Here is a 12,343-nt window from a genome sequence, read left to right as displayed (position 1 = left end):
GGATGTAAAAAATCTATATGGTCTGTTTCTCGTTGATTGGGGGATCGTCTAGTGGCAGGACGCTGGGTTCTGGCCCCAGTAGCAGGGGTTCGAATCCCTTTCCCCCAGTAAAAATTTTTGATAGTGTCCCCATCGTCTAGCTCGGTCTAGGACACCGGCCTTTCACGCCGGCGACAGGGGTTCAAATCCCCTTGGGGACGTAAAAATTTATGCTAAGGCCTCTAGTTTTTGAGGCCTTTTTTTAATTGAAACGCCTTACTGTCCTGATATAATGATAAATTCTCTTCTAGAGAAAATAACCAAAGTCTTTTACGTGCCACAATGGGATTCAAATCCCCTTGGGAAAGCGAGAAAAAAAAAGCGCTAACTTAATTTTAGCGCTTTTTTATTTTCGTAAAGTTTCATACTATTTTGTACCAGATTCTATACATGCGTAGGCATTGTGGTTGTGGATAGATTCATGGCTTTCCACCTCAACCCTAAACCATTTAACAAGTGGATGGTCTTTGAGTCTAGCAGCCACCCTTCTCACCACATCTTCCACAAACACTGGATTGGAAAAAGCGGATTCAGTTACATATTTTTCATCTACCCTTTTTAAAAGGGCATACACTGGTGAAGATGCAGAAGTAGTTGCCATTTCAATTACGTCTTCTACCCATAATAGACCTTCAAACTGACATCTAATCTTTACAAGTGCCCTCTGGCTATGTGCACCGTACTCGCTAATTGCAAGGGAACACGGACATACAGTCATAACAGGGACAGTTACTTCCAAAAACATAACGAGCTTGTCATCTTCTAACTCCCCTAAAAAGACACATTGATAATCCATTAAGGCTTTTATGCCACTTTTGGGTGCATGGTGTTCTAAAAAGTAAGGAAAGGAAATGGACAGATGAGACTTTCTGGCCTTTAATCTATTTTGGACATCCTTTAATAGTTCTTTAAAACTGTGGTAATCTAGGACACCAGACCACTCCTGGAGGGCTTCAACAAACCTGCTCATGTGGGTCCCCTTAAACTCCGAGGGAAGATCCACATAGATATTTACATTGGCTACTGTATGTTGAATACCATTATTCTTTTTCCTAACCACCAGGGGATACCTAAAATCCTTCACACCTACCCTATCTATGGGAATTTGAACTGAAGGCATTTTGCTCTGAATATCTTCCATTACACTAAGTCCTTACCTGTGGTTGAAAGGTTAAGGCTTCCGTATTTAACACCTTTGGTAGACTGAAGTCTCTGGGAAACTTCCTTGATCCTTTTAACAGGTCCTCTAAGTATCAACACTTCCATACAGTTATGATGATCAATGTGGACATGTAGTGATGTTATTATAATATCCAAGGATTTATGCTGAATTTCAGTCATCTTTTGAGATAGGTCACTTACGTGGTGGTCATAGACCAAGGTAAGGGTACCAGTTACCTCCCTATTTTCATCTTCCCACTCCTTTTGAACCAGTTCTTTTCTAATGAGATCCCTAATGGCTTCAGACCTTGTCTGGTAACACCTCTCTTCACACAACTTATCAAACCTATCCAATAATTCTGAGTCCAATGAAACACCAAATCTTATTGTCTGTCCCACCTTACTTTCCCCCCGCTTTATTAATTAGATAACCCAATTTTATCTTTTAAAGATTTTTTTAAACAGAGTGGATTTCTGTTGTCTTAAACAAGACATAAACCCTCATAAACGATTTTCTTCACGTTTGCAACAAACACTTAAACTCTAAACATAAAGGAGTCTAAAAAAACCAATTGACAAGTATTAAAAAAAATAGAAAATTTTTAAAAAAGTCCCTAAAGTTTTTTTCAGCCCTGTCGATAAAAAAATTAAGAATACGATCAGGAGACAGATGTGACTACTCCTAAAATAATAAATGCCATCCAAAGATATTATGTGCAGCAAAATAGATCCAAGCGTATTATATTGCTAAAAAACGACTTAACTCGTGAATTATCTGAAGACAAGGTCAGTTTATCAAAGGATGGTAAAAGGAAGGAACTTATCTCCAGGCTCACAAAAGAGGTGGTGAACAACTTGATTCTGGCAAAAAATCAACCAGAAATTGTTGAGGAAATAAAACAGGAACTGGAAAATGAATATGGACACAAACTTCTATTTAAATTTAATCCTAAAGAAAAATCCTTAACAGTCCGAAGAGAGGACAAAAGGCCTCTTTCTGATGAAGAACAGGAAAACCTACTTAAAAGGATATGGGATATCACATATAACAAATTAAATTCTGTGTTGTCCCCTTAGTTAATTAAATTAAGAAGACAACAAAATGGGGGTAAAAATGGTAATAAAAGGTGTTTTTGATAAAATAAATCTATACAATCAGAATAAAATCTCCCAGGAAAAAGAAACTCCTTTAAAGAACAAGGAAAAGGCCCCAGATTTAATAACCACATCTGATAAGGTTGAGTTGTCTGATCAGGGTAAACTCTTAAATAACTTGATTGAAACTGCCAAAAAGCAAGATGTTGTTAGACAGGAAAAGGTAAATGATCTTAAGGATAAAGTTTCATCCGGGGAGTATAAAATTGATACAAAACAGATTGCAAAAAAGTTAGTGGAAAATGAAATAGATTTATACCTGTAAAAAAGGAGAGCCATCAAGGCTCTCCTTTTTTATGCTTGAACCAGTTATTTTATTACAATATTACCCACCTTAAAATCCCTATCCCCTTCAATCCTTGAGCATTCGCTAACATCTTCACCAATCAGACGAATTACCTTTAGTTTCCCAATGGTTTCGCCAGGGGACCAAGCAACAGGGACTCCTGTTGGAGCAAATATTGGCTCTCCATATTCAACTACTTTTAAAATCTCTCCTGGTTTTATCCCTGAGAGTTTTCCTGAATTCACATAATATTTATCTTTTTTTATTGAAAATATACGTGCATACCACTCCATAATTGATTTCTTTTTCTGGGCGAATTTCAAGATACCATTTGAAATTTCTTTTAAGTATAGTTTAAATTCTTTTTCACTCTTAAACTCCTTATTTGTATCTATTATTTTATAGTTATAGTTCAAACCAGTATCCACCACTCTAATGGTAAGGAACATCTGGGCTGGAAATTTTGAATAGACTTTTGCCCTGTCAACTAATATTAAAAACCTTATTCCTGGATATAGGGACAAATTAGATACTATACACTTTAGATCTTTTTTATCCAGACATCCAGTTGGAGACAGTAACTCTCTTAGCTGGGCATCTGAAAAAAATAAAAATCCATATGAAGGGGATGAGAGATTCAAATCACTGGATAACTCATCTCTAAAATAGTTATTCTTATGAAACATAATTATCCCAATCTTTTCCAGAGGCTCACCACTTACTCTTTGCACCTGGGCCTTAATTGGTTGACCAGACATTGCCATGGGTTTTGACATAGGAGCATTTTTTCCTTCAAGTTTTTTTTCTAGTTTTGCAACCCGCTGTTCTATTGACTTACTTTCACTGAAAAATTTACTCAGGTCTATGGTATCCTTTGGAGTTGGCCTTTCCCTGAAATAGTCACCAGATATCAAAAAGGGTTGATCTACCACAATCCTTCGAACATCTGCATTTGAGATGGTACCATTGACCTTGGTTTCTGAAACAATATCTGGCTTTTTCCCATATATACCAGCACAGGAAAAAATAAATAAAAACAAAATTCCAGCTAAAATAGCTCTGTAATAAAGATAAAATTTATTCATATCCGTCCCCCATTTTAAATTTTTTATAAATTTAACACCTTTTTTATAAATTTTCCATAAAAAAAGTCCCCCAAAAAGGGGGACCTTAATTCTAAGGGACTGTGTATTTTTTGATCAAATTTAAAATGTCCAGATAAGCTCAGCTGCAAACCTCATAGCAGTATCGTCGCTTTCAGGTCCTTTTTTTCCTCCAACGGCTGTCAAAGCACTGGTTACGTCTTTTATAGTGTCACCAGGGAAGAAAAAGGCTGCTTGACCTTTGATAAATGTGTGTTTTGAAAGTGCAAGTGTTAGCTCATTATCCCATTCTGTTCCAGCATAATCACTCTCTACCTTAGTGGTAGTTGCACCATCGGCAAAGCTGGTCACATAAATATCTTCATTCCACCAGATGGAATTTACATTTGTTCTATAGATAATGAATCTTTTTGGGGCAACGGTTAATCCAACGGATAGCATGGTCATACCTGGGTTGTCACCTCTACCTCCACCAAGTCCTGCAACATTTTGGAGACCTCCAGTAAAGATTGGAGTTCCATTACCGTAGAGTTCAGGGAGATATCCATAGAGGATAGAACCATATACCAGGTTGGTATCACCAATAATTGTATTCTCACCACCCCAATATTGAGAAAATCTCTGGGCATTATCTACACCCTCATATCCATTTAATTCATCGTCATTTGGGTCATCGTCACCAGAGGTATAGATAAATCCAATATGTGGTTTTACCGTAAATCCAACGAGGTCTTTTAAATTATAAGCAATGTCACCAGCAAATGCATATGCAGAAATATCATAGCTATCATATTTAAATCCTTTTACATCATCAGCAGTTCCAAACTGGTAAACACCTTCTAAAAATAGCTCCAGTCCTGCAAATTTTCCCGTGTAATACCCACCAATGTGATGAGATTGTACGTCTGGGGCATTACCCATACCACCAGGAAATAACTTCTTTCCTATTTTTTCATTTACTGCATCAGAAAAATAGTCGTAAAAACTGCCAGTCTTAACACTTTCTATTTGATCATAGGCATAAAATACCTTTATTTTGTTTGCATCATCTATCTTATAAATCAAATAACCTGCATACAGGTCCCTATCATCATTGTTACCATCTTTTAAATCCCCTATACTGTTCTGGAAATTATTCTCACCTAATTTAAAATACCCCACAGAATATGTAATGGGTCCATAACCACCTGTGATCCAGAAACCAGGATTATCATCTCCATAAACCAATCCACCACCATCCATAACATCCAAATGCCAAATATCCCATCCAGCATGAAGCCTCAAACCAAATGGAAGAGCCATGGTGCCATGGAGTCTCTCTAAACCAAAATTGCTGTGTTCTTTGTCTTTACCACCCCTATTATCTACAGATTGAGTATCCAAAGGACTATCAAACTCAAGTGCTGCATAAAAACTCCATTTCCTATCCCTTGGCATGGCATTAAAATATAGGCGGTCTTCAGACCTTATATAACTATTGTCTATATTTCCACTTTCATTGAAATGGGCCTTGAAAAAAGACTTTTTTAAAGCACCACCAAGATATCCAGAAAGTCCTATATCTTTTAGACTATCTGCCATACCAAAGTCCCAATCGGTCTCAGACGTTGGGATCATCCTGATTTGTCCACCAAAGGACATCAAAATATCCTTTTGTGTGGAAATAGCAACTGATCCTGGACCTACCAATACCTCTTTTGTAATATCAGTTGCCTCATCTGCAGCAAAACCAAGAGATGCCACAAATACCAATATAAAAGATAAAACAATCAGTCTAAACCCTCTCTTCATACCTTTACCTCCTTTTGCTTGATGTTACACAGTCCCTTAAATTACCAGGCGATAAGTAAACAAAAAACTTTCTAAAATATTAAACAAAGTTCCTTATTTGTGTCAACATATTCTTTAAAAAAATAGTTAACACAAAATGTTATGCAAACTTTAAAATAAATCTGGAGATGTCCACTACGTCCAGTTTATACTTCAAAGCCAAAGACTTTCTTGCATCCTCTAACATAACTAAACAAATGGGACAGGATACAATAAGAGATTCAATACCCAAATTTACTGCTTCCAGAATTCTCTTTTTTGCTGTTGTATATTCATTTTTTTGCGTAAAAGAGGTGTAAAAATTTCCACCACCCCCTCCACAACAAAGAGAATCCATTTTATTTCCGGGAAGTTCTAAAAATTTAACAGGAAAGGAGGCTATAATTTGTCTAACAGTTGTAAAATCCTTTAAATATCTGCCCAGATAGCATGGATCGTGGTAAGATACCTTTCTCTCTTTGCTGTTATGTTTAATACCTTTAGTTAAACAGGATAGATTTTCTAAGACTATCTGGGTAAAATGATATGTTTTAAAGTTTATCTGAAAAAACTTGGGATATAATTCTCTAAACGCATAAAAAGTATGAGGAGATATTAGTATTACTTTGCTTACGTTTGAACCATTGATATTTTTAAGTAATTCTCCTGCTATTTCTTTAAATAAATCTATCTCTCCCAGATTATATGCTTCCAGACCATCTGATATTTCGTTATTTTTCAATATACCAAAAGATATATTTAATTTCCTAAAAACCTCTATAGTGGATTTTGACATCTCATTTGCCATAGGATCAAAACAGCCTTCATCACCCACATATAAAAGATATTCATGTTTTTTAGGATCAAATTCTTCCACCTCATCATCAACCCATTTAAATCTCTTTCTATTTGGTATTCCAAATCCATTTTTAAATTTATACAAATTAGTTAAATAGTCCCTAACAGGAGCAGGAACTTTGCTCTCATCTATTAATCTTTCTTTTGCATATCTAAATACATCTAAAAGCATATCCCTAAAATCAGGAAATGCACAGTGAGTGACACAATTTGAGCAGGTTGCACATGAATATAAAATTTCCTGGAACCTTGTACTGGTCTTGAGTTCTCCACTTAACCACTCTCTAATTAACCACATCCTCCCACCAGGTGAAAATGTTTCAAATCTATAAGAAAAATAACTAGGACAATTAAAATCCGTATAATCAGATGGAAATTTGCAATACCCACACCTAAAACACCTGTGAATAATATCTATAATGTCCATAGATCACTCCTCTAAATTTCCTGGGCTCATTATCCCATTTGTATCCAATAATTTTTTTATATTAAAAATTAGCTCTTTTGTGTTTTTATCCATTCTTCTAAGTATTTCCTTTTGCGCTGGTATTTCTGCCTTCCATGGGATTCCTCCAATATCAATTACTCTTTTATTAGTTTCATGCAGGGCCTTCTGAGCACTTTTCACATCTAAAGGATCTGCTCGGTTAAAGGCATAGGCATAAAAAAACATCATTGAATGGGAATTTCCTATAATTCTAGATCCCAGGGAATAGGCAACATTATACTTTTTTGCAATATCCAACCCCAATCTATAGGCCTTTGAAAAAATATTACTGGGAATCATTGCTCCCACATATTCAAACCCCCCTCCTTTTTTTGCATCCGCAAATCTCACTAGATCCTTACCTGGAACATCCAGAAATCTTTTTTTCATAAAAGGGAGTAATGGCAAAAAACCTGTTACCTTTTTGTGAATTAGATCTTTTACCTGGCTGTATAAAAGGTCTCTTTTAAAAATTAACTCCTCTTTTGTCTTTGCCCCATATATAACATTGCAATGCAAAAATCCCCTTGCCCACTCTGGTTTTGGAGTCATCCAGGTAATAATATCTTCAGCAATGAGAATATCAGTTACCCTATAGAGTATCTCTTCCATAAGATCAGGATCCTCACATATCAGGACCCTGACATCTTGTAGGGGATGGGCTGGATATAGTTTTAATCCTACCTTTGTAATAATGCCTGTGGTTGCAAACCATCCCAAAAAAAGACCAGATAAATCTGGCAGTGGTGCTTTTGCAAACCAGTAATCTGACACTGAGCAGCTTCCAGTTCTAATAATCTTCCCCTTGGGAAGAACTATCTCAAGACCAGTTACCATATCTGAGTGAAATCCACCTAAAAAAGAGAGGTGTCCTGATCCATGGATTGCAATGTTTCCCCCAATGGTGGCTGCTGGTGGTGCATCTGGCATGGAATGTTTAAAATGTGGATAATTTTTTTTAAGATAGGCCTGCAACTTGCCCTGGGAGATACCTGCCTCAACTACCAAATATCTACTCTTTTCATTAACTTCCACAACTCTGTCCATCCTCTTCATATCAATAAGGATCCCGCCATTTATTGCACGGTGAAGTCCAGATAATGTAAGTCCCGCGCCCATACAATATACAGGGATTTTATTTTCATTTGCCAGATACAAAATTTTACTTATCTGCTCTGCATCTCCAGGTAATATTACAACATCAGGTTCACAGGGCTCCATTGTACCCCCATCCCTTGAATAAAAAAATCTTTCCTCTCTATGTGTTGATACAAATTCTGATCCTATTATATCTTTTAATTTTTCTATTAAGTCTACATTCATCTTTTTACTCCTGAATTTTATATCTCTCCAAGTGAATGTCTTACTAAATCAGATACATGCAAAGGAAATAGACCATTGGCAAGTACCTCTTCTCCAAGGGTCATCATACACATTGGACAATTAAATACAGCAAACCGTGCCCCTGTTTTTTTCATGTCCATTATATTCTCCCTTTGAATCTCATCTGCTTCCCTGTCCTTTTGTTGGATTCTTATAACACTACCACAACAAAGGGGAGTCTTTTTATCGTATCTTCTATCTACCCTTATTGCTCCAATTCTATGAAAAATCTCATCTAACAATTCATCCATTTCAGGACATAACCTATTAGAGCACGGCCTTTGATAGGCTATTTTCTCATTTAATGGCTTTATAGCATCTTTTAGTTTATCTAATTTTCTCAATATATACTCAAAAATATGAACAGGCTTAAAAGGGACATTAATTCCATAGGCTGGGGCAAGATGTGTAAAGGCACCGTAGCATTCATCATGGAAGCATATTATCTCATGAGTATTACTTTCTTTTACATAATATTCATAAATATTTTGGATCATCTTAGGCAGTCTCTCAAGTATAGACGACATATCTGCAAAGTGAAGCCACATTATATTGCAAAAAATATCCCCTCCCCATATAATTGATGCATTCTCATATAACTTTCCTTTAATAGAATCTATAAGTTGAGGAAATAAACACATATCAATAATTGGAGGATTTAGAGATTCTTTTTTTATCCTATTCTTAGGCCCCATCATCTTGAGCTGTTGTTTATGTATTGGCTCTGGTACATTTTTAACCCCTAATTTCTCCTGAAGCTCCACTATTTGATAAAAGGGATGGTTATTATTTGGACAATACTCCTCACACCCATAACATGTCTTGCAATCATCTAACACCTTTGAATATTCCCCTCTTAATATCTTATTTTTCTCTTCTCTTGCCTTATCAACATCTTTTAGCTCTTGATACCAACATCTTGTAAGACAATCTATAGTTTTGCACGAGTAACAAATTTGAGAATCATAATTTAGTGTATACATATAAATCTCCTTATATATCTATCCGTTAAAATTTATTTCATAGTAAAAGGGATATGCAGTGAAAAGTTCACTAATTTTACTCCTTAACTCATCTTTGCTCACATCTTTTTCAGGAACAACTTCCAACCTCACTTTGGTGCCATGAAGCTTATCTTCTCCAACATGCACAGAAAACCCCTTTGCCATGTCCTTAATTTTTTTAAGCTCAGCTTCAAAGGTCCTCTTTATTGCATCCCATCTAAGTGCAGGTTTAAACACCTTTCCAACAGGGGTTAGGGGTATCTGATCAACAATTATTATCTCTTTTGGAATAGCCGCCCTCTCTCCTATATTACTTTTTGCAAATTTAAGTAACTCCTCTTCTGTTATCTTTGCTCCTTCTACTAATTCCACATAAGCTACTGGAACTTCACCTGCATATGCATCTGGTTTTCCAACAGCAGCAACATTTTTTACTTCTTTAATCTTGAAAAGGGCCTCTTCTATGGTTGATGGATCAATGTTGTGACCACCTCTGATTATCAAATCCTTTTTCCTTCCAGTTAAAAACAGATAACCATCTTCATCTATTCTCCCAAGATCACCAGTATTAAACCATCCTTCCTTTGGCCAAATACCCCTATTATGTTCTTCTTCTACATATCCTTTGAATACACATTCTCCAGAAATGCAGACAACTCCAATCTCATTGGTCTTTGCCTCTCTAATAAATTGATTATCTTCATCTAAGATAAATACGCGCACGTCCTGATATGGAAGCCTTATACCCACTGAACCTATCTTTCTCTCTCCATCCTTTGGATTCACACATGATGCAACACCAACTTCAGTTAGACCATATCCCTCTAATATCTTCATCTTGGTCTTTTCTTCAAAACGTCTAAAGAGCTCAACACTCAATGGTGCAGCACCACATATTACATATCTTAAAGATGAAATATCACATTCCTCAGTTGGAACTTCAAGTAACATGGAAAGCACTGTAGGAACACAACTAAAGAATACTGGTTTATAAAATTCTACAATCTTATAAAAATTCTTAATTATACTTGGTTCCCTGTATCCACGAGGCGATAACATAACAACGTGTGCTCCAATTGAGAATGGTGAAAGACCAGTTACAATGGTTCCATTACAATGAAACAGGGGAAGACCTACCATCACTGTTTCTCCAGCATTTATGCCAGCTGCCCATCTAATGTCATATGATACAACAATCTCATTCCAGTGCGTTCTCTTTGCAAGCTTTGGCCTTCCTGTTGTGCCTCCAGTGTGATATATGGATGCAATGTCATCTGGATCTATATTTCTCTTAAAATCTAAACCATCTCCATTGTAATTTTCAATTACCTCTTCATATCCTATGATATTTTGAGATTTATTTGATGGTCCCATTACCCTTACAATGTATTTTAGAGAAGGTATCTCATCTTTGATTTTTTCTACCTTTTGCCATATATCTGCCCCAGGGAATTCTCCTAATGCTACCAATACCTTTGTCTTTGCAGCATTACATATATCTCTTATTACATGTGGCTCTAATAAAGGATTTATGGGGTTTGCAATTCCTACTGCTTCAGCACCATATAATATAAAATATGTTTGAGGTATATTGGGCAAAATATAGGTCACAACATCTGTATCCCTTATACCAAGATCATAAAATAGATTGGCTGTTTGCCTCAATTTTCTTATAAGTTCTTTATAAGGTATAACCTGTGGCGTATTATAGGTATCTCCATTTAATATAAAACTTATTGCAGGTGCATCTGGATTTATTAAAGACCCCTTGTAGATCAATTCATATGTGCTTTTTTCTTTAATCCTCTCCTTTACTGGGACCTTTTCTATCTCTTCTATGTCCTTTACATTTCTGATTAAAAAATTTTCACTCATATCCCCCTCCTTTTAAAAAATAAATTTTGATATAATCTCCTTCATTATCTCAGTGGTCCCACCCCCAATGGATAACACCCTGTTATCCCTATATAGCCTCTCAACCAAAGATTCCCTCATAAACCCATAGCCACCAAAGATTTGAACAGCGTCATATACCACCTTATCACTGACCATGCATGCAAAATTTTTAGCCATAGATATCTCTTTTATGCAATTTTCACCCATATCAATCTTTGCTGCAATCCTGTATGTGAATTCTTTGCTAACCTCAATCAAGGTTGCCATATCCACTAACTTATGTTCTATCACTTGAAAATCCTTAATCTTTTTCCCAAAGGCCTCCCTCTGCTTTGCATAAGAGAGGGCCTCTTCATAAGCGAGTTGTGCTGTCATATTGGCCATTATTGCAAGCTGTAGCCTTTCATTCTGGAAATTTTCCATGAGATAATAAAACCCAAAATTTTCTTCTCCAATGAGATTTTCAGCTGGGACCTTACAATTATCAAAAAATATTTGAGCAGTATCTGATGCCCACCAACCCATTTTTTTTAAAGGAGAAGATGTCCTATAACCAGGAGATGTTGCTTCAATTATGAGTACGCTTATCCCCTTTGCCCCTTCACCTCCTGTTCTCACAGCACAGGTTATCTGATCAGCTCTACATCCGCTTGTTATAAAGGTCTTTGACCCATTTACAATGTAATAATCCCCTTTTTTTTCTGCAGTGGTTTCTATATTGGCAACATCTGATCCACCAGATGGTTCAGTAACAGCCAGTGCTGCAATCCTCTCCCCCCTTATCACTGGTTTTACAAATTTATCAATCTGCTCCTTTGTACCATGTTTAATAATAATTGGGATAGCAATATCTAAAGAGCCAAGTCCTGCAGAAAAACCTCCTGAGCTAGATCTCATGAGCTCCTCAGTTGCTGCAACTTTATAAAATATATCTCCAGAAGTTCCCCCTAATTCTTCAGGATATCCTATTCCTAATATCCCCAACTCCCCTGCTTTTTTGTATATCTCCTTTGGAAAACTACCTGCCTCTTCCCATTCGTTCACATAAGGCAAGACCTCCTTTTTCACAAATTCCCTAACGGTTTTTCTCACAAGCTCGTGGGATTTAGTAAAATAATCAGGAGCCTTATATTTGAGTCTATATTCCATATTTAGATTCTCC

The 12,343-nt window shown here is 36.3% G+C and carries 11 protein-coding genes and 2 tRNA genes; 4 read left to right on the top strand and 9 right to left on the bottom strand.

Features of this window, described 5'->3' with window-relative positions; all coding sequences use genetic code 11:
* The first annotated feature begins 37 nt into the window (after window positions 1-37).
* Window positions 38-108: transfer RNA gene (locus ACYQ0O_RS07280), tRNA-Gln, on the top strand.
* Between the two features lie 17 nt (window positions 109-125).
* Window positions 126-200: transfer RNA gene (locus ACYQ0O_RS07275), tRNA-Glu, on the top strand.
* Between the two features lie 206 nt (window positions 201-406).
* Here ACYQ0O_RS07275 and folE2 read toward each other — a convergent pair.
* Both folE2 and nikR read right to left on the bottom strand, forming a co-directional pair.
* The gene (folE2, locus tag ACYQ0O_RS07270; RefSeq protein WP_075069329.1) at window positions 407-1,180 is read right to left on the bottom strand and encodes a GTP cyclohydrolase FolE2; all 774 of its coding nucleotides are present in this window, start codon (window positions 1,178-1,180) and stop codon (window positions 407-409) included.
* A complete protein-coding gene (gene nikR / locus ACYQ0O_RS07265) occupies window positions 1,180-1,599 on the bottom strand; it encodes a nickel-responsive transcriptional regulator NikR (protein ID WP_075069328.1) in 420 nt (139 codons plus the stop codon). The genes folE2 and nikR overlap by 1 nt, the downstream gene beginning before the upstream one ends.
* A gap of 273 nt (window positions 1,600-1,872) precedes the next feature.
* On the opposite strand from nikR, the gene ACYQ0O_RS07260 reads away from it, so the two are divergent.
* Both ACYQ0O_RS07260 and flgM read left to right on the top strand, forming a co-directional pair.
* Window positions 1,873-2,277 (top strand): hypothetical protein, encoded by a 405-nt coding sequence (locus tag ACYQ0O_RS07260; RefSeq protein ID WP_459891772.1) that lies wholly within the window; start codon window positions 1,873-1,875, stop codon window positions 2,275-2,277.
* 37 nt (window positions 2,278-2,314) lie between these two features.
* Window positions 2,315-2,620 (top strand): flagellar biosynthesis anti-sigma factor FlgM, encoded by a 306-nt coding sequence (gene flgM, locus ACYQ0O_RS07255; RefSeq protein WP_459891771.1) that lies wholly within the window; start codon window positions 2,315-2,317, stop codon window positions 2,618-2,620.
* A 44-nt stretch (window positions 2,621-2,664) separates the two neighbouring features.
* Here the strand turns inward: flgM and ACYQ0O_RS07250 are convergent, their stop codons facing one another.
* The 7 genes from ACYQ0O_RS07250 to ACYQ0O_RS07220 form a co-directional block, all read right to left on the bottom strand.
* Window positions 2,665-3,726, bottom strand: a complete 1,062-nt coding sequence (locus ACYQ0O_RS07250; RefSeq protein WP_459891770.1) for a hypothetical protein — start codon at window positions 3,724-3,726, stop codon at window positions 2,665-2,667.
* A 120-nt stretch (window positions 3,727-3,846) separates the two neighbouring features.
* On the bottom strand, window positions 3,847-5,535 hold the full coding sequence (locus ACYQ0O_RS07245; protein ID WP_459891769.1) for an alginate export family protein: 1,689 nt from the start codon (window positions 5,533-5,535) through the stop codon (window positions 3,847-3,849).
* 139 nt (window positions 5,536-5,674) lie between these two features.
* A complete protein-coding gene (locus ACYQ0O_RS07240; protein WP_459891768.1) occupies window positions 5,675-6,838 on the bottom strand; it encodes a (Fe-S)-binding protein in 1,164 nt (387 codons plus the stop codon).
* 3 nt (window positions 6,839-6,841) lie between these two features.
* Entirely contained in the window at window positions 6,842-8,221 is a 1,380-nt protein-coding gene (locus ACYQ0O_RS07235) for an FAD-binding oxidoreductase (RefSeq protein ID WP_459891767.1), read from the bottom strand.
* A gap of 17 nt (window positions 8,222-8,238) precedes the next feature.
* Entirely contained in the window at window positions 8,239-9,264 is a 1,026-nt protein-coding gene (locus ACYQ0O_RS07230) for a heterodisulfide reductase-related iron-sulfur binding cluster (protein ID WP_459891766.1), read from the bottom strand.
* Between the two features lie 18 nt (window positions 9,265-9,282).
* On the bottom strand, window positions 9,283-11,160 hold the full coding sequence (locus tag ACYQ0O_RS07225) for an acyl-CoA synthetase (protein WP_459891765.1): 1,878 nt from the start codon (window positions 11,158-11,160) through the stop codon (window positions 9,283-9,285).
* A gap of 12 nt (window positions 11,161-11,172) precedes the next feature.
* Window positions 11,173-12,330 (bottom strand): acyl-CoA dehydrogenase family protein, encoded by a 1,158-nt coding sequence (locus ACYQ0O_RS07220; RefSeq protein WP_459891764.1) that lies wholly within the window; start codon window positions 12,328-12,330, stop codon window positions 11,173-11,175.
* Window positions 12,331-12,343 lie beyond the last annotated feature (13 nt).

It is taken from the genome of Desulfothermus okinawensis JCM 13304 (assembly GCF_054654515.1).
Note: the sequence above shows the minus strand (reverse complement) of the source record. Positions and strands in the feature narration are given on the sequence as shown.